Raw genomic sequence first — 23,450 nt, 5'->3', positions numbered from 1 at the left:
CCTCGCCCCGCCTCGTGCCAGCATGGCCATGCGGCAGCCCATCGGCGGGCCTTGACCGCCGAGTAGCCGGGAGTCTCACCTCCCGGCCCTCACAGATCCGTACGTGACGGTCGCCCGTCATACGGCTCTTGTCGTTCTGGTCACCAGACCTGGGGGACGTGGGTGGTCCAGGCCATTCTGCCCTCACCCACCTCGGAGAGCAGGGTGCCTCCCTGCTGATGCTGATGGCCAAGTCCCGGCACAAGAAGCCGGAGAATGTCCGCCGCTACTTCAAGCCGTCCCCCGAGGCGATCTCTGAGCTGACCAGCCTCCTCGCGCCCGGCGACGCTCGGCGCTGAGTCACCTGTTCGGGCCGAACACGCGCCCCCGGCCCCCGGCAGCCGCTTCGTCCCGTGAACGGCGGTGATGATCCGGACAGAGAGCTCTGCCGTCATGGCGCCGGACCTGCCGGTGATGGGGGGCTTCACCGTTCGCCGGGGGCACCCGTGCCCCGGTCGCCGTCCGCGCGCGTCAGTACAGCGCTGGTGACGAGGTCGAAGAGGTGGTTGGCGCGGGATGCGAGTGTGGGTTGATCGCCGACCCACGCGAGCATGGCTATCAGGGCGAAGAGGTCATCGCCGTCGATGTCGTTCCGGGCTGCGCCTGTGGCCTGAGCCCGGGTGAGGAGCCGGGCACCGGCTGCGCGCAGGGTGACGCACGAGGCATGCAGGGCGGATTCGGGGTCCTCGATGGCTGCCGCCATCAGTACGGTCACCCCTCGGTACTCGGTTGTCCAGGCGACGCAGTCGCGCACCCATGAGACGAGAGCGTCCTCGGTCGTGTGCGCTGTCTCAAGCTCGCTCGCTCTGGTCGTCAGGTCGCCGAAGCTCGCGTGGAGCAGGCCCTCCAGGAGCGCCTCGCGCGTCGGGAAGTGCCGCAGCAGCGTCGCGAGGCCGACTTCGGCTCTGCGCGCGATGTCGCGCATCGACACGTCGATGCCCTGCTCGGCTATGACGGGACCCGCCACGGCGAGCAGATGGTCGCGGTTTCTCTGCGCGTCGACTCGCATCGGTCTCCTTACTTGACAACCGGTTCACTGATCCATATATTCGGATCAGTGAACCGTTTATGTGGTCCACTGATCCGAATAAGCATATAGGCAGGAGGAACACGATGCCGACCCGCATGATGAAAGCGATCCAGCTGCACGAGTTCGGCGGCCCCGAGGTGCTGCGTCACGAGGAGGTCGCAGTTCCCGAACCGGCCTCGGGCGAGGTACTCGTCCGCGTGAGGGCGGTCGGTCTCAACCCGCCCGACTGGTACGTACGCGAGGGCATGCCCGGCATCCCTCCCGAGTTCAGGCCCCCGTTCGACCTGCCCCTGATCCCGGGGACCGACATCTCGGGTGTCGTGGAAGCCGTCGCCGCCGATGTCCCCGGCTTCACAGCCGGGGACGAGGTGGTGGGGCTGCTGCGCTTTCCCGTCCTGATGCAGAGCGGCGCGTACGCCGAGTACGTCACCGCACCCGCATCCGACCTCGCGCCCAAGCCAGCCGCCGTGGACCACACACACGCTGCCGCACTGTCCATGTCGGGGCTGACGGCGTGGCAATACCTGATCGACGTCGGGCACGACCACCCCTCCCCGTTCCAGGAGGCAAGGCACCGCCCCATGGCGCTGGGCAGCGACACCACGGTGCTCATCAACGGAGCCGGCGGCGGCGTCGGCCACCTCGCCCTGCAACTGGCCAAGTGGAAGGGAGCCCGCGTCATCGCCGTGGCCTCCGGCACCCACGAAACCTTCCTTCACGGCCTCGGCGCCGACGAATACATCGACTACACCAAGCAGCGCCCCGAGGACATCGTCCGCGACGTCGACCTCGTCCTGGACACCGTCGGGGGCCCCGACAGCCGACGCTTCCTGCCCACTCTCAAGCGCGGCGGCGCACTGTACCCGGTGTACTTCGGAGAGTTCGACGACGAGGAGAACGCGAGGCTGGGCATCACCGTATCCGGCACGCAGGTACGAGCGAACGGCGCTCAGCTCGCGGAATTGGGACGCCTGATGGACGCGGGCACGATCCGCGTCGCCATCGACAGCACGTTCGCGCTCGCAGACGCCCAAGCAGCACACAAGCGCGCCGCCCAGGGGCACATCCAAGGCAAGATCGTGCTCACGGTCCCTTAAGACTGGTCGGCGGGCCGGGGACGAGAAAAATCCAGTGCGGCTTTCTCACTCCCCAGCTGCCCGAAGTTCACCCGTCGTCGGTGGCGTGTTTGTCGCGCAGGGGCCGCAGACCGCCGGGCAGGTCGGGGAGCTGGAAGGAGTACCGACCCAGCACGTTGATGTGATGGCGCACGAACGGGGAGAGCCGGGCGACGTCCTCGTCGCGGACAGCGAAGCCGTCGGCGCGGAGCTGGGTGAGGGCGGCGTCCATGTAGCGGGTGTTGAACAGCACGAGGGCGTTGAGGACCAGGCCCAGGGCGCCGATCTGGTCCTCCATGCCTTCTTGGTAGTTCTGGTACAGCTGCCCGTTCTTGCCGTGGAAGATCTTGCGGGCCAGGGCGTGGCGGCCTTCTTGCAGGTTGGCCTGGGCTTTGATCTGGTGCCGGTAGTCGGGCTCGTCGGCCAGGCGCAGGATGTGCAGGGTCTTGGAGATCCGCCCGTAGTGCGCGATGGCGTCGCCGAGCGGGGTGGGCGGCCGTCGCGGGACAGCATGCGGATGACGTCGTGGGCGCGGACGGCGCCGGTGTGGATGGAGCCGATGATCCGCAGGATGTCCTCCCAGTGCCGCTCGATCCGCTTCATGTCGATGCGGCCGCGGGCGGCGTCGGTGAAGGTCCCGTAGTCCGCGCGCGGATCGATGCGCCACATCTTCTGGTCCGGCAGGTCGGCCAGCTGCGGGGCGTAGGTGTAGCCGGCGAGGGTGAGCAGGCCGAAGACGATGTCGCTGTAGGAGGCGGTGTCGGTCACGATCATTTCCGGCCGGCGGCCGCCGTCGCGGTCGTACAGCACGTCCAGGACGTACAGGGAGTCGCGCGGGGTGCCGGCCACGACCTTCCCGCCGAGGCCGGCGGCTTGGTCGTTGAGCAGGTTCAGCCAGGTGGCGCCTGCTCGTGGCGTTGGCGGCGCGGTAGGTCGCCAGCCGCAGGTAGGTCTGGTCGACGTGGGAGAGCCGGTCGTACTTCAGCGCGTCGATGCCGCCGATGACGGGCGTGTAGCCGACGTTGCAGCCGTGCGCGACCAGCAACGCGGCGATCGTGACGTGCAGGTCCGCCAGGCGGGCCTCGCCGCCGGTGATCGAGGTGAACGCCTGATCGGCTCCGGTCCAGGAGAAGACCTCGAGCAGGATCTCGGGCAGGTCCACGCGCGGCAGCATCGCATTCACGGCCTCGCGCAGCTTCACCAGCGAGGCGGGTTCGGCCTCGGGTTCGAGAGCGGCCAGGTGCAGCCGGCCGGCGTCGTCGAAGACGACCTGGGTGTTACGCGGCAGGGCGGCGGCGACCTGCCGGTAGGTGGCGTCCAGGAGCTCGGCGCGCGCCGCCAGTTGCTCACCCGGCGTCGCCGGGAGGCTGAGGCTCGCCAGCACGGTCGCCTTCACCTGCTCCCACACCGGCCCGTCCAGCAGCTTCGCGCGGGGGTCACCCCACTTGGAGGAGTTCTTCGCGAAGATCTGCCGGTGCCGCAGCATCCGGTGGAACTGCTCCAGCACGCAGAACGTGTACGCCTTCCAATCCACCGTACCCGGCTCCAGGTGCGGAGCCGCCAGCACCAGCCGCCGCCTGGATCCGGCCAGCAGGTGGACGTCGATCTCGTCGGGGGCGACCTTCTTACGCCCCATCAGACCCGGCAGCGTCCGCAGCGCCGCGAGCACCGGCGCGCCCTCGGGCGTGGCACCGAAGTCCACCACGGTGGTCAGCCGGACCAGGAACGGCCGCACCGTCGGGAAACGCGTGACGAGCTGGGCCCGCCAGGCCTCATCGGCGTCCGAATCCAGCGGCGGCGCGAGCTCGGTGATCGCGGCGATCGCAGCCGCCAGCTCCCGGCGGGGCACGACGGCCTCGACCCGCTCCCACACGGCCTCAACGGTGTCGGCCGCTGGCGGAAACACCTCGCCCGTGCCGGTGTCGACCTGCTCGGTGGTGGTCTCCAGCAGGACCTGCATCGCGGCCGCCAACTTCGCTGAGGCGCGCTCGACCTTCGGCAGCGTCTTCATCTTCGCCTTCGCGGTCTCGCGCTCGGCGCGCGCGAGCAGTTTGGTCGAGATCAGCATCTCCAGCAGATCCAGTGCGTCATCGACCGCACGGGTGGTCAGGTACACCGCGGTGGCCAGCAGTGTCGCCTGCCGCCGAGACGCCCCGTGCCGGCGCAGCAGCGACGCCTTGCCGTCCACGCCGTACCGCGACAGCTCCGCCAGCCGCCGCGGCGGCACCCCCGACACGTCGACCTCACCCACGCCCAGCGCGGCGATCTCCGCCGCCCGCTCCAGCGCCCGGCTCATCTGCGGGCCCGACACCCGCACTGGCCCGCGGCGCAGCCGGTCCAGCTCCGAGACCCGAGCGCCGTCCGGGACCACGAGAAGCGCGTCGAGCATGGCCCGCTGTCCCGGATCCAACAGCCCGTACAGGCTGTCCCACAGCCGCTGGTTCGCCGCCTCCCGCACCGAGGCCACCGGCCGCGTCAACGTCGTCACCCCCGGCAGCAGCACGCGACGCTCGCGAAGCCAACCGACCGAGGCGTCGAACAACGCCTTCGGGCCCTCCCCTGTCGTCCAGGCCCGCGCGTCCACCCACGTCCGGAGCTCATCCTCGACCTCGGCGAACTCCCGATAGTCCAGGACCCGGCGCAGCTCCCGGACATGCTCCAGCCGGGTGTTCTCCCGCTCGCCGTACGCCTTCAGCACCGAGGCGTCGTCGATCCCGAGCTGCTCGGCGAGGTAGTCCACGACCACCGTCGGCACGTCGACCGGGTCGTCGAGGAACACCCCGAGGTACCGGACGCTGGTCAGCAGGACGGCGAACCCGATGCGGTTGTGCGGCCGGCGCTTGGACTCCACCGGCTCCCGGTCGACGTCGTCGAGGAAGAAGAACCGCTCCAGCTCCGCGCGCGAGGGCGCCCGCCCGAACGCGGCGTAGCCCGCTACCTGCTCATCGGTCAGAAATTCCACCGGCATGCCCGGCCTCCCAACAGTCGATCAACACGACCGCTGAAGACTCCGCCACCCGATCAAGCCAGGTCAAAAGCACCAGAAGCGCCGCTCCGGCCTTAGCGCCGGTTTTCGTTCCGATGTTCCTCAACCCCCGAGAACAACGAGCGCCTGGGCGTCATCTCCGATGAGGGCGGCCTGTTCGACCTCGTGGGAGGTCGCTACAACGGCGGCGATCCGAACCTGGACCTCTACCTCAAGGCGTACGACGAGAGCCCCAGCAGCGTGAAACGCGTCAGCCGCGGTGCCGTCTACCTGGCGCACCCGGCCCTGGCCATCGGGCTCCTGGGTACAGCCCGACGTCCTCGACAAGGCGGCCCGCATCCCCGGCGCGGCAAGCCGAGGCCTGCTCGGGCGCTTCCTGTTCGCGGCCCCCGAGTCCACGCTCGGGCGCCGCGCGGTGGACAGCCCGCCCATGCCTGCGCTCCTGGAGTCGCTGTGGGATCAGACCGTCGCTCGCATCCTGGCCATCCCCGAGGTCGACGCCGAGCGCCAGGTCATCGGTCTCGATGACGGGGCTCACGCGCTCCTGCGCGAGCTGCGCGCCAAACTCGAACCTCACCTCGAGCCCGTCGTCGGCCGCTACGTGCACATTACCGACCGGGCTGGGAAGCTCGCAGGCAGGGTCCTCCGGCTGGCGGCCGTCTTCCACCTCGCCGAAGGCCGGCAGCCGAGCCAGCCCATCGACGCGACGACCATGACCTACGCCATCGCCTTCAGCCTGTGCGCCCTGCGCCAGGCCGACCACGTCAACGCGGCCTGGCGGCTGAGCGAGAGCCGCGACTCCAGCCCCGGCGTGCCCTGGGTGCTCCCAGTGGATCGAACGGACCCGCCGGTCTGAGTTCACCCTCAGGGACGCCCAGCAGACCGCCAAGCGCTCCAAGTGGTACACGGGCAAGCACGACCTGGAGGCACGCGCTGTGCCGTCTCGTCCGGGCGCGGATCCTGTCGAGCTACAAGCGCTACAGCGGCACCGGCAAGTTGCAGAGCGGCGGCGTGTTCATGGTCCGCGGTGATCGCTGATGCGCGCCCGTCCTGCTGGGGACCGTGGGGACCCGGGGACCATCGCGGTCCCCAGCGTGAGGCCAGCTCAGGCCATAGAAGAGGCCGGTTGGGGACCGTGGGGACTGGGTTCCGCCTGTTCCCGGGGTTTGACCCGCTGACCGAGATCACAACGACCCTAAAAAGCCGCTTTTAGCTCTCTCTTCTCTCCAGGAAAGACGTGTCCCCGCCTGCGGGAACCCCTCGACGGCAGCCGCGCAGCCGTCCGGGGACCCCGAAACGGTCCCCACGGTCCCCAGCACCGTCCCGGCCGGCCCCGTCGCCGGAGGAGACCATCCCCGAGTGGCCAGCCGACCACGGCCGGGCCGCCCTCGCTCACTCGCCCAGCCTCGCCCCGGCTCGCCCGTGGGCGAGGCGCCCGGGCGCGACTCGGCCGCCGGCGCTCTCGCCGTGGCCGGAACAGGAATCCCCATGCATCACCGCACCGCTGAGCGGACCCGTCTGCACGTCTCGCTCTGTGATCTCCAAGACCTCATCAAGCTCGCCCGCCGCCCGAAACAGCTCGCTGGTAGGGCTATGGCTCCCACAGGGCTTGCTGGCGGCAACGTCTCAATCCTGGGAAGCGGATGAGGAGCGCGAAGCTGAGTCCAGTTGAACGGCGTTGCCGCGCCCAGCACGGCGTCGCGCAGTCCGAGGCTCAGCGTCTGGCTGAGGCCGAATTCGGTGTCCGAGCGCCAGGAATCCCGCCACGCCCTGGCCAGCAGCATCTTCCACGGCAAGAAGGGCGAGCTCTACCAGCGGTACTACAAGGGCATGGAAGACCAGCTCGGCGCCCTCGGCCTCGTCCTGAACTGCGTCACCTTGTGGAACACCTTCTACATCGACGCCGCCCTCGACCAGCTCAAGGCTCAGGGCTACCCGGTGCGGGACGAAGACGTCGCCCGGCTGTCGCCGTTCGTCCGCGCGCACATCAACGTCAACGGCACCTACTCCTTCAGCCGGCCCGACCTCGGCCCCACCGGCATCCGCCCGCTGCGCGATCCCGACTGCGGCGATGAGGACGAGGAATGAACCCCAAGCTATCTCAGCGGCAGCCTCGCCCCTCGAATCCTGTGCGAAACAGATCCAGTGCGGGCTTCGAGTAATGGATGAAAGGATGTATCACATTTCGGCAGCCCTCCGGATATGGCCACGACTTGCCAGTGATGTCAAGGGTACAAGCTTCGAGATTCGCCAACAGATCGTCTGGCTCCATGGGTTGCAATGACGCTGCCATTGTGGCCATTGTCTCATGATGGCCTTGAAGTCGAGGGATGTGGATATTCCGCAGCGTTGTGGTGTTACAGTCTTTGCGGTCACCGTAAAACGTATGGAATAGAGCGCGAGTGCCTCCACGTAATGTCACCCCGCCGCTGAATGAAGATCCTGCGCACGCAGCAGCCATAGCCGAGGAACAGCTCATCCTCGATGAGGCCCTCACCCGCCGCGACGGGATGCTCCAGTACCTCGATGCCGAGCTCGCCATCCCGGCGGGCGACGCGACCGGGCAGGCCCGGATGCGCGTGCTGACCAGGCACCGCGAGGAGCTGCGGCGCGCAGACCAAGGCCTGATCTTCGGTCGGCTCGATGCAATCGATGCGACAGTCCTGCATTTGGGGCGCGTCGGCATACCCAGCGCCGCAGACGACGGGGATCCTCTGGTCATCGACTGGCGCGCACCGGCCGCACGGGCCTTCTACACCGCGACGCCGGTCGACCCCCAGGGCCAGGAACGACGTCGCCACATACGCGTCAACGGGCGCGAAGTGATCAGCATTGACGACGAGCCGCTCGACGGGTCGAGGGCGAGTGAGCTGGTGGGCGAGGGCGCCCTGCTCGCCGCCCTCGGAGAGCGGCGCACCGGCCGGATGAGTACCGCAGCGGCCACCTTGCAGCGCGAGCAGGATGATGTGGTCCGCGCTGACTCCCGAGGCCCGCTGGTCGTGCAGGGCGGCCCCGGCACCGGCAAAACCGTGGTGGCACTTCACCGGGTGGCGTACCTGCTCTTCACCTATCCGCAGCTCGCCGCACAGGGCGTGCTGGTACTCGGACCGTCATTGCGTTTCCTGGAATACATCACCCAGGTGCTGCCGGCGCTCGGGGAGACCGCCATCGTGTCGGCGACCTGCGACACCCTCGTACCGGGAATCGATGTGGAGCGCCTGGAGTCGCGCGAGGTCGCGGAGGTCAAAGGCCGGGCGCTCTGGCAGCAGGCGCTCTCCCGGCACGTTGCAGCGCTCATCCCGCAGCCCGCCGACCTCGAACTGGTGTGGGAAGGGGAGCGGTACACGATCGGTGGACGACGGATCGCCCGGGCCCTCGCCTCAGCGACCTCGGCGCGCTCCTACCACGCGGCCCGCGCCGTCTTCAGCGAGCACATCCATGATCTGCTGACCGATGCGATAGCCGAACGCAACGAAGAGCTGCTGGCGCAGATGGAGGAGGGCTTCGAGGACATTCTCAGCCGAATCGACGCCGGATTCGAGCGCTCCGACAATCGCGCCGCGAGCAACGGCACAACCGGCGCCGACGTCGACGGGGGGCTCACGCAGGAGGACCTGGAGCGCCTGCACGACCGGATCGCCGTCGACTCCGACGTGGCCGCGACGCTGCACGAGTGGTGGCCGACCCGCGATACGAAGGTGGAACTACGCCGGCTCCTGGGTGACGAAGCACTGCTGCACCGGCGGGCGCCGGAACTCACCGACGCCGAAAGAGAAATGATCGTCGGCGAACCGCAGACGTGGGCGAGCAGCGACATCCCCCTGTTCGATGCCCTGGACGATCTGCTGGGCGATACACGACCGAACGGCGAGCAGGGTGAATTTCTGACCGATCGTGCCGCAGCACAGAGAGACTGGGTGTACGGACACGTCGTCATAGACGAGGCACAAGAACTCTCAGAAATGCAGTGGCAAATGGTGATGCGGCGCTGTCCTTCCCGATCGATCACCGCCGTCGGCGACATCGACCAGGCCGAGGCGCCGCACCGGCACACCACCTGGGAAGAAGCGGTCAACGCGGCCTTCGGCACAAGATGGACAGAAGCCCGGTTGACCATCTGCTACCGCACCCCGCTCGAGGTCATAGCCCTCACCGGCCCGGTACTTCAGAACGCAGGCAGCCAGAACGAACCACCTCGCGCCGTCCGGGCTTCAGGTATCGAGCCCTGGGAACGCGCCGTAGAAGACGGCGACCTCGCGGCCGAGACGGCACGCATCGTCAAGGAATTCTCAGAACGGTGGGCGGGAGGAACGGTCGGCGTCATCGCCCCCCTCGAACGCATACCGGCGCTGCGCACAGCGCTCCCCGACACACCAGTTCTCTCCGCGACCGAGGCCAAAGGCCTGGAATGGGACGCCACCCTGCTCATCGACGCCCCCGGCATCATTGCTGAACCGCGAGGCTGGAACGGACTCTATGTCGCGCTCACCCGATGCACCCAAGAGCTGGGACAACTGCTCCTGACACCAGAGCGGTCCACGTCCTGATCCGGCCGGGGTGTTGAGAAACGTTCGATTCTCAACACCCCACCCGAAGTCCTCTTCACGAACCACTGGCCGGACGCCGGAGTGTCGGAAAAACGTGTTGAGAAGTCAGGGCGTTCAACAACGTCGAGGGCACCGTTTTGCCTACACTTTTCCGGTGTGACGGCGCTCCCCGACGGGTCCACGCCCTCGGCAGTGATCCGCCAGGCCGCCGGCAACCTCCTCGGCGCCGAGCACGCGGTCATCACCAGCGCGCTCGTCGGCTATGCCCGCGACCAGGGATCAGCGGCTCGACCAGCAGACCGCACAGCTGACCGAGGCCGGCTGCATCCGGATCTTCGCCCCACAAGGCTTCGGGCAAGAGCGCCGACCGCGCCGAGTTCGCCTAGGCTCTGGACTATCTGCGGCCCGGCGACACCCTCGTCGTCCCCTCCCTCGACCGGCTCGCCCGATCCCTCCAAGATCTCATCACGATCGTCGCTGACCTGCGCCGCCGCGGCGTCGGGTTCCGGTCCCTGAAGGAAGCGCTCGACACTACGACCCCGGGCGGGCGCCTGGTGTTCCATGTGTTCGCCGCCCTCGCCGAGTTCATCCGCGAACTCATCGTGGAAGATAACCTACGAGGGGCTGGCCGCCGCCAAGGCTCGCGGCGTTCGCCTCGGACGCCCGCCTGCCATGACCGCCGAACAGGTCCGGCACGCCCGCGCCCTGCTCACCCAGCCCGACGCGACCGTCTCATCGATCGCCCGGCTCCTGGGCGTCAGCCGATCCACGATCTACAAGTACGTCCCGGAGCTCGCCGTTGACCGACTCGAATGTCGCATCTGACGTGGGAGCGTGCCGAGCCGAACCAGTAGCCCGGGGCCTGCCCACGACGGTCGTCCCGCAACGCAAGTCCTGGTCCGTCGCATCGGGTACGCCGGGCACACGAGGGCCATCATCGTGGCCACCGCCGATCTCTCGGAGACGTCATGACGACATCTAGCGTGCTGGCTGGGCTGGACGGGGTGCGCGCCTGGCAGGAGGAGCTCTACCGGGACCTGCACGCCCATCCCGAGTTGTCCCATCAGGAGCGGCGCACCGCGCAGCGGGTGAGCGAGCGACTGCGCCACGCCGGCTACGAGGTGCACGAGGGCATTGGTGGCACCGGCTTGGTGGGGGTGCTGGGCAACGGGACGGGCCCGACGGTGCTGCTGCGCGCGGATATGGACGCTCTACCGGTGCGTGAGGCCACCGGGCTGCCCTACGCCAGCACGGTCACCACGACCGACGCCGACGGCGACCAGGTACCCGTGGCCCACGCGTGCGGTCACGACGTGCACGTGAGCTGCCTGCTCGGCGCCGCCCAACTGCTCGCCAACGACCGCGAAGCCTGGCGCGGGACCGTGGTGGCGTTGTTCCAGCCGGCCGAGGAGACCGGCGACGGGGCCCGCGGCATGCTCGACGACGGCCTCGCCACGCTGATCCCGACCCCGGACGTCGCGCTAGCCCAGCACGTGCTCCCGGTCCCGGCCGGGCACGTCGGCACACTCGCGGGTCCAGTGCTCTCAGCTGCGGACAGCATGCGGATCACCGTGCACGGCCGCGGCGCGCACGGGTCGATGCCGCAGGCCGCGGTCGATCCGGTGGTGCTCGCGGCCATGATCGTGATCCGGCTGCAGACGATCGTCTCCCGGGAGACCCCGCCCGGTGAGACGGCCGTGCTGACCGTGGGCTCGATCCGGGCCGGCGGCAAGAGCAACGTCATCCCGGACCGCGCCGTGATCGAGCTCAACGTGCGCACCTACGGCGACACCACCCGGGCCCTGGTCCTCGACGCGATCCGCCGCATCGTCTCCGCCGAGTGTCAGGCGTCGGGCTGCCCGCGCGACCCGGAGTTCGAACTGTTCGACCGGTTCCCGCTCACCATCAACGACCCGGACGTCACCGAGCGGGTCGCCGCCGCGTTCGGCGACTTCTTCGGCGACCGGGCCGGCCCACTCGGACAGCAGACCGCCAGTGAGGACTTCAGCGACATCCCCACGACCCTGGGCGTCCCCTACACCTACTGGGGGATCGGCGGCATCGACCCAAAGACCTACCAGCAGGCGCAGGACGCCGGCCGGGTGTCCCGAGACATCCCGGTCAACCACTCCCCCGGCTTCGCCCCGGTCATCCAGCCCACCCTCGACACCGGCACCCAGGCCCTCATCACCGCCGCACTGGCCTGGCTGGCCCGATAACTCACTCGCTGCCACCCCGATCGTCGCCACCCCGATCGTCGCCACCCCGGTCGCGGTCGTCATGGTCGCCGCGGTGGTGGCCGATGCCCGGCGGGCCCGGCGCGTTGAGGTGGAACCTGACCCCGACCATCCGGACGGCGAAGCAGACCGCGGCGGCGCCGAGCGCCGCGGGCAGCCCGTAGATCCCGAGGCGTACGGCAGCGGCGGTGAGGCCGGCCGCGATCAGCGCCGGGATCGCATACAGGTCCGAGTGCAGCACCGACGGGACCTGCCGGACCAGGGTGTCGCGGATCGTGCCGCCCCCCACCGCAGTGATCGCCCCGAGCAGGATCGCCGGACCGAGCCCGAGGTAAAAGTCCAGCGCCTTGGCGGTACCGATCACCGCGAACACGCTGAGCCCGACGGCGTCGAGCACAACGATCGGCGTCTCCAACCGGTCCAAGCGCCGGCTCAGCACGAACGCAACCACACCGCCGCCCAGCGCCAGGGCCAGGTAGCGCCAGTCCTCAAAGGCCGCAGGAGGTATCGCACCGATCAGCACATCGCGCGTGATCCCGCCACCCAGTGCGGTGATCACCCCCAGGGCCAAGATGCCGACGATGTCGAGCCGAGCCAGTCGCACGGCGGTCAACGCACCGTTAAGGCCGAAGACGAACGTGCCGGCCAGATCCAACACGAGCAACAACGGTGGCTCGGCCATCACACCGCCTTCCTAACAGCGCCTCTCGCCGCCGCCCGGCCCAGCACCTGCCGTCTCTCGAGGGGACGCGAAGACGCGCGGCCATGTCCTCCTTCCGGGTTCATCACCTTTCGTCGCGCTCTGAGAGCCTCCGCCCCGCCAGCGCGCGGGCCCCTGGGCCGGACGTCCTCACGATAGGGACCAGGCGTTGCGCCACTTGTGACCGACCCCCGCAGGATCATCGCCGGCGTCCAAGGTTGCCGGGTTCGAGCCGGGCGTGATCCTAATGAGTGTTAGCGAGTCGCCATCCGGCAGACTCGGGACTGGTGCCACCGGCAGGTGAGCACTCCGTTCTCCTGGGCCTCGAGCCCTGATGAAAGACAGTGCCCCTGCCGGTAACCGGGTAAGTTGATCGCTGATGGATGCTTCTATGTCGGTCAAGCAGCCAGCGTGAGATCTTGGTCGCGGGTGTTGCGGGTGGTCAGGACCTTGTAGATCTCGCGCGCGATGTAGCGTTTGAGACAGCGGATGATCTCTTTCTTGGACAGGCCGTCGGCGGTGCGGCGTTGCACGTAGGTGCGGGTGTCGGCGTCGTGGCCCATCCGGGTGATGGCGATCATGTAGAGGGCTCGGTTGGCCTGTCGGTCGCCGCCGCGGTTGAGTCGGTAACGTCTGGTCTTGCCGCTGGAGGCGGGGACCGGCGATACCCCGCAGAGCGAGGCGAATGCTGCTTCGGACTGCAGCCGGTCGGGGTTATCGCCGCAGGTGGCCAGGAGCTGGGCGGCGGTCTCGACGCCGACACCCCGTATCGCGAGCAGGTCGGGTCGGGCTTGTTTGACCAGGACGGCGAGCTGGGCGTCGGAGTCTGCGATCTCAGCAGTGAGGGCGTTGTAGCGGCGGGCCAGGGTGCGGAGGGCGGCTTTGACGCCTTGGGCGGGGTCGGCCAGATCGGCCAGGGGCCGCAGCCGGGCACAGACCTGGGCAAGCTTGGTGGCAGACCGTGCTGGCAGCTGCTCGCGCAGCTCGGCAGGAGCGGTGACGACCAGGGCTTTCATCTCGTTACTGCAGGCGGTTCGGGCCTTGATCGCACCGTTCCTGGCCAGGTGCAGCGCGCGGATCGACTCCACGATGCCGTCGCCGGCCTTGGGCACTGCCATGGCACGCCCGGACAGCACGGCGTCGGCCGCGGCATAGGCGTCCAGCGGGTCTGACTTGCCCTTGGCCCGGCGCTGCCGCCGGTCGGGGCGGTTCACCTCGACGATGCGGACCTCCGCACTGCGCAGGTGGCGAGCCAGTCCAGCGCCATAGGAGCCGGTGCCCTCCACCCCGACAGCATGCAGTCTTCCGAACGAGCGCATCCACTCCAGCAAGTCGGCGTGCCCGGCTGCGGTGGCCGGGAACTCCGCATCGGCGAGCCGGCGGCCGTTCATCAAGATCACTGCGGCGTGGTGGGTGTCCTTGTGGGTGTCGACCCCGCCGGTGATCCGGCGCTTCCTTGGCTTCATCGCCAACGCGTGTCCTCATGTCTCGGAGAGTTGAGAGATGGTGCGTGCCGGTCGGCCGGGCGGGCAGACCAGTGACGGGTCGCGTGATCAGGCTTCTATCAAGCCACGCACGAGCGTTCCGGCACGCACCTTCGGAGATGCTCCGAGAAGAGGCGACAGATCCATCACAAGGCATCCAGACGGAGCCGGGATGTCGTTGGGTCAGCCTCACTGAAGCACCTCCTGCCCTTGAATCTCTTCAGCAAGGGCTGTTGTTGCTGCCCCTGGAGTCTCACTGGATGTCGTGCCCGCCGCCTGGACGTGAGCACTGATTCATTAGGTTGCTGATGGTTCTCCCGAACGGCTGCCGAGATCGATCGACATCGCAGACGGGAGAAGCATTGCTGTTCGTCGGAGACGACTGGGTCGAAGACCATCACGGCGTTGAACTGATGGACGATACGGGCCGTCGGCTGGCCAAGGCCCGGCTGCCCGAAGGCGTGGCGGGGATGGCCCGGCTGCACGCGATGCTCGGTGAGCAGCTCGGCGAGGACGCCGCCGATCAGGCGGTGATCGGCATCGAGACCGACCGGGGCCCGTGGGTGCAGGCACTGATCGTCGCGGGGTACCGGGTGTTCGCGATCAACCCGCTGCAGGCGTCGCGGTACCGGGAGCGACATGGGGTGTCGGGCGCCAAGAGCGACGCCGCCGATGCCCACGTCCTGGCCGACATGGTCCGGACCGACTCCCATCAGCTGCGTCCGGTAGCCGGAGACAGCGCCCAGGCTGCGGCGATCAAGGTGGTGGCCCGGGCGCACAAGACACTGATCTGGGAGCGGACCCGGCACGCGCAGCGGCTGCGGCATTCGCTGCGGGACTACTTCCCCGCCGCGCGGGAGGCGTTCGAGGACCTGACGGCCGCTGACACTTTGGAGCTGCTGGCCAAGGCTCCCGATCCGGCGTCGGCCGCGAAGCTGACGGTCGCGCAGATCGCCGCGGTGCTCAAGCGTGCTCGCCGCCGTGGCATCGCGGACAAGACCGCAAAGATCCAGGCCGCGTTGCGGACCGAGCGTCTGGGCCAGCCTGAGATCGTGGTGAGCGCCTACGCCGCGAGGGTACGCTCGGCGGCCGCCGTCCTTGCCGTGCTGAACGAGCAGATCACAGCCTTGCAAGGGCAGGTCGAGGCGCATTTTGGCCGGCACCCGGACGCTGAGATCATTCTCAGCCGGCCCGGCCTGGGACCGATTCTCGGCGCCCGGGTGCTTGCCGAGTTCGGCGACGACCGCACGCGGTACGTCAACGCCAAGGCCCGCAAGAACTACGCCGGCACCCGCCCGATCACCCGGGCCTCGGGCAAGAAGAAGGTCGTCCTGGCCCGATACATTCACAACGACCGGCTCGTCGACGCTCTCGGCGTCCAGGCCTTCGCTGCGCTGCAAGCCTCGCCCGGCGCTCGCCTCTACTACGACGAGCTCAGAGCCCGCGAGGTCAGCCATCACGCCGCGCTTCGCCAGCTCGCCAACCGGCTCTTCGGCATCCTGCACGGCTGCCTCAAAACCGGCACGCTCTACGACGAAGCAGCTGCTTGGTCGCATCGTGTCGAAAAGCTGGCAGCTTGACATTCAAGCTCCTGGGATGTCTTTCACCAGCTGACCGCTCTCACTACTGGTCGTTCCGATCCTCTCGGAGCCTGTCACGGAGAGTACAAGCGCCGGTTTTCGTTCGGATCTTCCTCAACCCCTGAACCCTCCAGGCCGGTGGCGCGTCCCTCAGGTATGAAGAGATCGCGTTTGATCGTCATCGCGGTGCTTGCGTCGTTGTTCGCCTGCGGCCAGTCTGGTACTGGTCCGGTATCCACTGTGGCCGGGGTCGAGACGATCGTGTTGCCGCGGGCCGATCAGCCCAAAGTGCATCGGCCCACCCTGGAGCGGCTCAAGCGAGAGGCGGCGTCGTCGGGCCGATCCCTGGGGGAGGTCGTGAAGCGGTACGCGACCTGGGTGGCTGCTACCTCGTCGCCCAAGCCGACGGACTTCGAGGGTTACGACCCTGCGGTGACCGACCCGGACGTGGTGATCGACGGCATTCCCTACGCCGAGCTGGTCGACCTCGGGGCCATTGCCAAATCGGAGGGCATCTCGTACGAGGAGGCCATCGACCGCTTCGGCTCACAGTCGTCCAACAGCCGGGTGATCGACGAACTCAATGCGGAGTTCCCTGACAATATCTCCGGCGTCAGATACGTCGACGACCAGCGGGGGCTGCGCGTTGGCTTCAAGGGTCTCATCCCGACTCGCGCGATCGAGCTGGCCAGGACCCTCCCCATGGAGGTCACCCTGATCGGAGGCAAGGGATTCTCGGCCGCGGAGCTCCAGCGGGCCCAGGACACGGTCGTCTCCTGGCTCCGATCCCGTCCTGAGGTGGCCACGATGATGGCGCACCCAGATGACGAGACCGGCCAAGTCAAGGTCACAGTTCAGCCGAAGGTGATGCCGGACGATGCGGAGGAGTTCAAGCGTGGGCTTCAGCTCCCGCAGTTGGACAATCCGCACATCACCGTCGAGGTCACACTCTCCGCCGAATCGATCGCCGTTCGCCCGCAGTGAGGGCCACCGAAGCCCCTGGCACGCACACGGCTGGGACCCGAACTCACCGACCCGGCAGACCTCGCCGCCCAGCGCGCCCGCCAGGTCGGCAACCACCCCGCTGGGCTGTAGGCGTAAGATCGGCATCTTCGTCCTGGCCGCCGCGACGCCGACTCGCGAGTACTGAGCGATCCGGAGAACCCTTCCGTCATACCACTTGGTGATCGATGCGAGACCTGCACACAGCCACTCACCCGCCGGACAGGATGAGCTTGGCGCGTGATTGCCGCCCAGCGCCCGCGCCGCAGTTGTTGCAGGTAGCCGGGGAGTTCCGTCGCGATCTCGCGGCGGTCGGACGGTGTCGCGCGCCTGGATCCGTCCGAGAACCTCCGCCCACGGGCTCATGTCGTCTCCTCCCCTGTGGTGATCAGCTCATGGAGGCGCCGGGCCTGTTTGACGAAGGCGCTGCCGCCGGTCCGCTGTGCGGCGGTGGCCAGCTGTGGGATCCGTAGGCGGGCGCCGGTGAGGGAGGCGGCGGTCGCGGCGACGATGAGCAGGTCAGTCGTGCCGATGCGGGGTCGCTCCTGTGCTTGCGGGAGAAGCTCGGCGAGCATGCGCGCGGCGGCGTCCCACACCTGGGCGTGCGCACCGGCCGCAAGGGCGTCCGCGAGCGCGGTGACGGCGCGGCCGAGCCTGACCATGTCCGCCGCGACGAGCACGGACAGGTAACCTCCGAGGTCGCCACCGTTCAGGTCGCCGCGGGCGGCGTGGACCAGCAGCGCGTCGACCGCGATGCCCCGCGCGCCGTCGTCCTCACAGCCAAGGCCGTGGGCGAGTGCGGCGGCGGTCACCGCGCCGACCGGCCCCTGCCCGCAGGCCAGCCGGTACAGCGGCGCCAGGTCGGCCCGGCGGGATTTGATCAGCGGGGGCAGCCGCGGCAGGATCCAGGCGGTGATCACCTCCCGGTGGGACGGCATGAGCAGGGGCCACCAGCCCATCGTCTGGGAGGCGGTGTTCACGGCATCGGCGGGATTGACGACGCTCATGCGCCGGACGAGGTCCGGCAGGTCCTCCTCGTGAGGCCGCACGGCGGGGAAGATCCGCGTCACGATCGTGGCAGAGCCTTCATAGAAGGGCAGCCGCACGACCCGGTGGCCGATCACCGGGTCGGCGAGCCCGCCCCGCCGCAGCCACGCCGCCAGCTTTCGGCCCGCGGTCGATGTCAGCGTCTCGGCCCGGGTGACCGCCGCCGGGGGGATCGTCTGCGGTAGCCGCAGGAGCGCCTGCTGGAAATCGGCATCCAGTGGCTCGGCGCGGGCCGCTTCCAGCCGCTCCATACGCTCGACCAGGGTCATCGGGTCGATGTGTCCGGACGTGACGGTGGGCGTGGCCAGCAGTACCGGCACCTCCGCGGTTTCGAGCTCGCGGACGATCTCCCGCAGGCGTGTCACGACGAGGATGTCGGGAGCCGGGTCCCAGTCGCGGAAGGGGTAGAACTTCACCAGGCCGCGGAGCCTTCTGCCGGCCTCGGGCGCCACCGCGGCGAGCACGGCGCGCATCGTCAGCAGATGCGGGTCGTCGTTCATCCCGCCGATGCCGTGGGCGGCGAGCTCGACGTCGAACAGGAACGGCCAGCTCGCGCGGAGCACCGGCTCGACGACCGCGCGGACCGCCTCGCGGTCGCGGTGGACGAGCGTCACCAGCCCGGCGAGCAGGCGTTCGACTGTCAGCGGGTCCCGCGCGGTGACGGCCAGTTCGGCGAGTTCCTCGGGCGACTCGATGACAGGGACCGGCTCAGCCTCCTCTGCCGGTGGGGCCGGCAGGGCGGTCTGTGCGGGGATCGGCCGCCCGTCCAGGTGGAAGGCCGGGGTCAGCCGGTCCCGCAGGTCGGCGGGAAGAGCGTCCGCCGCCGCGCGGACGGCTGCATGACCGTCTTCGTCCGAGTGGCCGGCCAGCCGTGACGCCGCCGCGACGGCGCGTTCGGCGATGTCGCGGTGAGCGCTGCCGAAGGCCGCGGCGAGTGCTCGCAGAGCGGCGCCGGTACGCTCCCGCCTGCCGCGGGTGCCGGCCTGCGCCCAGGTGAGGGCCGCGCGGACGATTTTCTTCTCCGGACGGAACATCAGTGTCTGGGTCGCTTCGGCGAACAGCTCGTCCGGGAGCAGCCCGGCGTCATCCGCGCGCCGCAGCTCGCTCACCGCGAGCTGAACGACCGGTCCCGGTGCGGTGGGCACCAGCCGCGCCAGATCCCTGACGGGGATCTCCTGTGGGCTCGGCCGCAGGGCGGAGTAGAGGTCGGTGAACGGCCGGGTCTCACCGTCGAGGAACGCGCCTGTGCAGCCCTCCAGCAAGGTGCCGCGCTCCAGGACGCCGTCGCCCGCCTGGTGCCCCATGGCGGCGGCCCATGCGGGAACCAGGTCTCCTGTTCCCCGCAGCTGCGCCGCCAGACCTCGGCTGCGCAGCAGGCTTGCGGCCAGATGACGGGTCAGCCGCTCATCGGTGACGCCGCTACCGGAGTCGGCCACGGCATACAGCCAGCCGAGCACGAAGGCGGAATGGCCGGGCGGCTCGATGCCGGTTTCTGTCACCAGGCGGGCGGCCGGATACCACGCCGACAGCCGGTGCGCCCGTCCGCCGTCGGCCTCGTCCCTCCACACGTGCTCGTCCGCCAGCCGGCGGACGAGTTCCGCCCGCCACCGCGGCGGCCGGCCGCGCACCACCCTGGCGATGCGGCGCGCGTCGTCCTCGTGCCCTTCGAACAACCACAGGTCGGGGCGGGTCAGCCAATATGCGACCTCGACCGCATCGTCGAAACAGGCCGCGCCGGCCACGCGCAGCGCGGGCGCCTGCGGGTCATGCGGCGGGCCGTTCCACCAGCCTCTCCCGAGCCCGCCCTGTGCGGCGAACTCCCGCAGGTGCCCGGCCAGCGCGCGCCTTGCCTCGTCATCCGCCCGCTCGAGCAGATCGGCGGCGCCTTCCGCATCTGCGGCCCGGAAGCGGCCCGGCAACCCGCCCGGCTGCCCGGCCCGCTTCACAACCGCGGCCCAGAAGCTCATCGGCTCACCTGCTGCTGAAGGCGGCGAGCCTCCTGGACCAGCCGGCTGGATCCTCCGCGCGCCGCCACCTCGGCCAGCCCGGGAACGCCGGCGCGTTGCCCGCTGAGGGTGGCCGCCTTGACCGCGACCGCGAGTAACTCCCCCAGCCCGGCACGGGGCATGTCCCCTGTGCGCGGAAGCAGGGGCGGCAGTGCCCTGAGGAGAACACACCACACAGCCGCGTGCGCGCCCGCCGTCGTCGCCTCGTCCATGGCGGCGGTGATCCGGTTGAGCTTGACCAGGCCAGCGTCGGCCAGCCGCGCGACGGCCTGGCCGAGATCGGCGGCGGGGAGCTGCCCGCGCGCTGTCAGGGTGACGAGGGTGTCGACGGCTGCGCCCCGCTGTGCGGGGTGCTTGTTCCCCATCCCGATGGCGAGCGCGCTCGCGGTGGCCGCTCCGACCGGGCCATCACCGTGAACCAGCGCCGCGAGAACCTCACCCCCGCCCCCAGAGCTGTCGATGTCGAGGGTCAGGGTCTCCAGCAGGTGGGCGGCGACGACCTCTCTGTGGGAGGGCATGACGGCCGGCCACCACACCGTCTGCTCGACGTCGTACAAGGCCGTCGCCGGCCCCGTGCAGAGCTCGGCGACGGGTTCGGGAACACCGGCTGGCGGCGCGATCCGGACGTACATCTCCCGCACGGTGATGTAGTGGTCCGCGCTGGTGTTCCAGTGCGCGTACGGCCGCTGCGCCGTCTGCATGCCGACGGTCACTTCGGGGTCGGGCAGCCCGCCCCGCCGCAGCCACTCCGCCAGCGTCCGGCCGGCCCGCGAGGTCAGCCCCTCGGCGCGTACGGCGGCCCTCGGGTCGATCTCGCGCGGCAGCCGCAGCAGCGCCTGGTGGAAGTCGGCCTGAAGCGGCTCGGCGCCCTCCAGCCGCTCCATCCGCTCCATCCGCTCGATCAGCGTCTCCGCGTCGACGTGGCCGGTGGGGGAGGTCGGTGTGGCCAGCAGTACCGGCACGCTGCGGCCGGCCTCCAGCATCTCGACGACTTCGCGCAGCCGGCGCTGCACCAGCAGCTGGATCGGCGGATCATAGTCAGGATGGCCGCGCCGGTGGTCCGCCAGCAGGGCCGACAGCTTCCTGCTGTCGGCGGGTGCGACGACCGCCAGCGCGCACCGCATGAGCAGCGCGTGCGTGGTCCGGTCGAAGCCGCTGATGCCGTACACGTAGGTGGTCGGGTCGAACGGCTGCCGCCAGTGCTTGTGCCACCAGGGCCGCAGTGCCTGCGCCACGGCGTCCCGGTCGCGGTGGGTCAGCTCGATCAGCGCGGCGAGTATGCGTTCGAACTGCGGCGGCCCGTCCGGCCACCGCAGCGCCTCGAGTTCCCAGGCCAGGTCCTCCGGCGAGGTGAGCAGGGGCGGCAGGGCGGGCAGCGGGTCCCCGGCAAGCGCGTCGGGCGTGCCCTGGTTCATCCAGTGCCGCCTGACCAGCCGCCACAACCAGCCGGCGGTGAACGCGTCGCTGTCCGGCGGCTCGATGCCCGTCTCCAGCACCAGGCCCGCGGCCAGATCCCACCCCGGCACACCGTTCTCCATCAGCCGTGACGCGGACCCCGACGGCGGGCGCACCCGCTCCACCAGGCGAACGGCCAGATCCTCGCGCCATGCGGCCGGCCGGTCCCCGATCAGAGCCAGGATCCGGGCGGCGTCAGCCTCGGGCTCGCGCACCCAGCGCAGGTCCCGCCGGTTCAGCCACGCTGCGACCTGCGCGGCGCCGTTTAGGCAGGCCGCCCCCGCGATTCGGAACGCGTCCGTCCGGTCCTGCACCCAGCGTCGGCCCTCCCACCCCTGGGCCAGCCGCTCGGACAGATATCCCGGCAGCTGATCGGCGACCGCCCGCCGGCCATGCTCGTCAAGGGTGGCCAGGAACGGCGCCAGCTTGTTGCCGCCGCCCGCGTCGATGCGGGCGGTCACCTCCGTCCAGGGATTCATTCCGTGCCGCCCTTCGGGTCCCTCTGAGCCTGGTCGCGAACCTGCTGGGCCGCCAGCACGTGCTTGCACGGGCCGCGGCTGCCTCGGAAGTCGGCGTACCAGGGGCACGTGCAGACCGGGCCGCCCGGGGTCAGCCGAACCCGCCGCTCCCCCACCACCGCGGTGTCAGGAGCGGTGAACCGGACGGCTCCTCGCTTCACCAGTTCCCGGGCCGCTTTCAGCCGCGGATTCATCGCCGCCACCCGGCCCGGGTTGTAGGGCAGCTCCCGGTGGAAGTGCGCCGCCTCGGCCACGTCGTAGCCGACCCGGCCCGCCGTACCGAGCTGGGTCAGCGCGGCGCGGATCCGGTCCCTGGGCAGCCCGCACCGTTCCGCCAGCAGATCCGCGTCCAGGCGCGGCTCGAACGCCAGCATCGCACCGACCAGGTCGGCGTCCTCCTCCGCGTGCGCGGTGGCCAGGTCGTCCAGCACCGCGCCTTCCCCCGAAAATCCCCTGCGCGGCTCCGGCGACAGGGTCAACACGTAGCGCATGCCGGGCAACTCCAGCTCCCAGGCGCTCGCGACCGCAAGCCCATGCGCCGGGACGGCCGGGCCGTACACCCGCAGGCCACTGGCGAAGCGCAGCAGAGGCAGCAGGGTGGCCAGCCGGTCGGGGCCGGGCAGGCAGACCGCGCCCGCCGCCGGACGGGCCGACAGACGCAGCGACCTGCCGGCGGGCACCGCCCACAGCACCCCGCGCCTGGGCAGCGACCGCAGGAACCGCACCGCCTCCGGCCCGGTCAACTCCGCGCGCAGGTCGAACCCCGAGGCGATGACCTGCACCTCGGCGAAGCCGCGCACCCACCGCGTGGGCAGCGGCACCTTCTTCTCCACCACCGCGCCGTCGAGCGTGGTGGCCACCAGTTCCTCGACGCCGACCCGCAGGTGCAGAGGGTCGTTCCCGCCGACCCGGACCAGCGCCCGCCGCAGCGGGTCGTTGACGTCCACGTTGGTGGTGCCGAGCTCGACGACTTCGCCGTCGAGGGCCTGCTGCAGGACATCCAGCCGGGCGTAGACGCCGCCGCAGGCGGAGAAGGACTCGAAGCGCAATCGGTCACCGTTGCACGTCACCACCGGATCACGAACGATGCCTGTGGGCCGGGCGTCGTAGTAGCGGGCCCTGGCCACGTCGGCGACCCCGAGCAGCCCAGCCGCCGCCGGCGCCGCCCGGGTCAGCAGGCCGCTGAAGAACGCGGGGTGGAAGGCCGGCCCGCTGGGGGTCACGCCCCCGGAGGTGGACAGGTCGAGCAGACCTGAGGACAGGTCGAGCCCGGAGGAACGCACATAGGAGTACGCCAGCACCGCATCAGCCATGGCCCGGGACGCTACAGATCATGACCGACATTCCGCCGATGCCTGAGCCGCTTGCGCCGATCGGACGCCGATGTACTGCGGGTGTCGCTGATCTCGTCGCCGCTGCAGCGCACCGACCGCGGGGACGGCTGCGCGCCGAGCCCGCCTGGCCCCGGCGACGTCCCGCAGGAACCGCGAGAGCCGCGAGAGCCGCGAGCATGGTCTTCCCCCGCGACGTGCCGGCGGCCAAGGCTGCGCGTCCGAGGCGGCGCACGCCTGGCCGCGCCTAGGGCCTGTATCGAAGTCCGCGGCGGTGCGGGAGTCGGAGAGGTCGTAGATCGACAACGCAAGAGGTCTCCGGTATTTGGTTGATCGACCAAGACAAACCGAAGACCGGAGACCTCGTGGACAC

The 23,450-nt window shown here is 69.8% G+C and carries 13 protein-coding genes and 4 pseudogenes; 10 read left to right on the top strand and 7 right to left on the bottom strand.

Annotation, left to right across the window (positions count from 1 at the left end; all coding sequences use genetic code 11):
• Positions 1-463 precede the first annotated feature (463 nt).
• Positions 464-1,048, bottom strand: coding sequence for a TetR/AcrR family transcriptional regulator (locus HHX41_RS37980; protein ID WP_182909802.1), 585 nt, complete (start codon positions 1,046-1,048; stop codon positions 464-466).
• Positions 1,049-1,152: 104 nt separating this feature from the next.
• On the opposite strand from HHX41_RS37980, the gene HHX41_RS37975 reads away from it, so the two are divergent.
• Positions 1,153-2,166, top strand: coding sequence for an NADP-dependent oxidoreductase (locus tag HHX41_RS37975; RefSeq protein WP_169989096.1), 1,014 nt, complete (start codon positions 1,153-1,155; stop codon positions 2,164-2,166).
• A 67-nt stretch (positions 2,167-2,233) separates the two neighbouring features.
• Here the strand turns inward: HHX41_RS37975 and HHX41_RS37970 are convergent.
• Positions 2,234-5,152, bottom strand: a pseudogene (locus tag HHX41_RS37970) (Tn3 family transposase).
• Between the two features lie 183 nt (positions 5,153-5,335).
• Between HHX41_RS37970 and HHX41_RS42535 the strand changes: the two are divergent.
• The 7 genes and pseudogenes from HHX41_RS42535 to HHX41_RS37940 form a co-directional block, all read left to right on the top strand.
• Positions 5,336-5,422: pseudogene (locus HHX41_RS42535) on the top strand (hypothetical protein); the annotation flags it as partial.
• A gap of 7 nt (positions 5,423-5,429) precedes the next feature.
• A complete protein-coding gene (locus tag HHX41_RS37960; RefSeq protein ID WP_182909801.1) occupies positions 5,430-6,026 on the top strand; it encodes a DUF3987 domain-containing protein in 597 nt (198 codons plus the stop codon).
• An 899-nt stretch (positions 6,027-6,925) separates the two neighbouring features.
• Positions 6,926-7,258: pseudogene (locus HHX41_RS37955) on the top strand (Tn3 family transposase); the annotation flags it as partial.
• Positions 7,259-7,572: 314 nt separating this feature from the next.
• Positions 7,573-9,717, top strand: a complete 2,145-nt coding sequence (locus HHX41_RS37950; RefSeq protein ID WP_182909800.1) for a UvrD-helicase domain-containing protein — start codon at positions 7,573-7,575, stop codon at positions 9,715-9,717.
• Between the two features lie 389 nt (positions 9,718-10,106).
• Positions 10,107-10,283 (top strand): annotated as a pseudogene (locus tag HHX41_RS41460) (recombinase family protein); the annotation flags it as partial.
• Between the two features lie 106 nt (positions 10,284-10,389).
• Positions 10,390-10,542 (top strand): helix-turn-helix domain-containing protein, encoded by a 153-nt coding sequence (locus HHX41_RS41455; protein ID WP_259401637.1) that lies wholly within the window; start codon positions 10,390-10,392, stop codon positions 10,540-10,542.
• Positions 10,543-10,685: 143 nt separating this feature from the next.
• Positions 10,686-11,936, top strand: a complete 1,251-nt coding sequence (locus HHX41_RS37940; protein WP_182909799.1) for an amidohydrolase — start codon at positions 10,686-10,688, stop codon at positions 11,934-11,936.
• A 1-nt stretch (position 11,937) separates the two neighbouring features.
• Here HHX41_RS37940 and HHX41_RS37935 read toward each other — a convergent pair whose 3' ends face one another.
• Positions 11,938-12,636, bottom strand: a complete 699-nt coding sequence (locus HHX41_RS37935; protein ID WP_220504801.1) for a trimeric intracellular cation channel family protein — start codon at positions 12,634-12,636, stop codon at positions 11,938-11,940.
• A 416-nt stretch (positions 12,637-13,052) separates the two neighbouring features.
• Positions 13,053-14,120 (bottom strand): IS110 family transposase, encoded by a 1,068-nt coding sequence (locus HHX41_RS37930; RefSeq protein ID WP_182909834.1) that lies wholly within the window; start codon positions 14,118-14,120, stop codon positions 13,053-13,055.
• 380 nt (positions 14,121-14,500) lie between these two features.
• Here HHX41_RS37930 and HHX41_RS37925 point away from each other — a divergent pair, with 380 nt between their 5' ends.
• A complete protein-coding gene (locus HHX41_RS37925) occupies positions 14,501-15,718 on the top strand; it encodes an IS110 family transposase (RefSeq protein WP_182909797.1) in 1,218 nt (405 codons plus the stop codon).
• Between the two features lie 171 nt (positions 15,719-15,889).
• The gene (locus HHX41_RS37920; protein ID WP_182909796.1) at positions 15,890-16,702 is read left to right on the top strand and encodes a hypothetical protein; all 813 of its coding nucleotides are present in this window, start codon (positions 15,890-15,892) and stop codon (positions 16,700-16,702) included.
• 380 nt (positions 16,703-17,082) lie between these two features.
• On the opposite strand, the gene HHX41_RS37915 is transcribed toward HHX41_RS37920, so the two are convergent.
• Genes HHX41_RS37915 through HHX41_RS37905 form a run of 3 tightly spaced genes read right to left on the bottom strand, consistent with a single transcriptional unit; the run spans position 17,083 to position 23,059 of the window.
• Entirely contained in the window at positions 17,083-19,734 is a 2,652-nt protein-coding gene (locus tag HHX41_RS37915; RefSeq protein WP_182909795.1) for a DUF6493 family protein, read from the bottom strand.
• Entirely contained in the window at positions 19,731-21,707 is a 1,977-nt protein-coding gene (locus tag HHX41_RS37910; RefSeq protein ID WP_182909794.1) for a DUF6493 family protein, read from the bottom strand. The genes HHX41_RS37915 and HHX41_RS37910 overlap by 4 nt, the downstream gene beginning before the upstream one ends.
• On the bottom strand, positions 21,704-23,059 hold the full coding sequence (locus HHX41_RS37905; protein WP_182909793.1) for an SWIM zinc finger domain-containing protein: 1,356 nt from the start codon (positions 23,057-23,059) through the stop codon (positions 21,704-21,706). Before HHX41_RS37905 ends, HHX41_RS37910 begins: the two co-directional genes overlap by 4 nt.
• Between the last annotated feature and the right edge of the window lie 391 nt (positions 23,060-23,450).

It is taken from the genome of Microbispora sp. H13382 (genome assembly GCF_014161445.1).
Classification (GTDB): domain Bacteria; phylum Actinomycetota; class Actinomycetes; order Streptosporangiales; family Streptosporangiaceae; genus Microbispora.
Note: the sequence above shows the minus strand (reverse complement) of the source record. Positions and strands in the feature narration are given on the sequence as shown.

Excerpts from the sequence above, each read along its gene's own strand:
- HHX41_RS37980 (WP_182909802.1), bottom strand. The coding sequence starts at position 1,048 with ATGCGAGTCGACGCGCAGAGAAACCGCGACCATCTGCTCGCCGTGGCG.
- HHX41_RS37975 (WP_169989096.1), top strand. The coding sequence starts at position 1,153 with ATGCCGACCCGCATGATGAAAGCGATCCAGCTGCACGAGTTCGGCGGC.
- HHX41_RS41455 (WP_259401637.1), top strand. The coding sequence starts at position 10,390 with ATGACCGCCGAACAGGTCCGGCACGCCCGCGCCCTGCTCACCCAGCCC.
- HHX41_RS37940 (WP_182909799.1), top strand. The coding sequence starts at position 10,686 with ATGACGACATCTAGCGTGCTGGCTGGGCTGGACGGGGTGCGCGCCTGG.
- HHX41_RS37935 (WP_220504801.1), bottom strand. The coding sequence starts at position 12,636 with ATGGCCGAGCCACCGTTGTTGCTCGTGTTGGATCTGGCCGGCACGTTC.
- HHX41_RS37930 (WP_182909834.1), bottom strand. The coding sequence starts at position 14,120 with ATGAAGCCAAGGAAGCGCCGGATCACCGGCGGGGTCGACACCCACAAG.
- HHX41_RS37915 (WP_182909795.1), bottom strand. The coding sequence starts at position 19,734 with ATGAGCTTCTGGGCCGCGGTTGTGAAGCGGGCCGGGCAGCCGGGCGGG.
- HHX41_RS37910 (WP_182909794.1), bottom strand. The coding sequence starts at position 21,707 with ATGAATCCCTGGACGGAGGTGACCGCCCGCATCGACGCGGGCGGCGGC.
- HHX41_RS37905 (WP_182909793.1), bottom strand. The coding sequence starts at position 23,059 with ATGGCTGATGCGGTGCTGGCGTACTCCTATGTGCGTTCCTCCGGGCTC.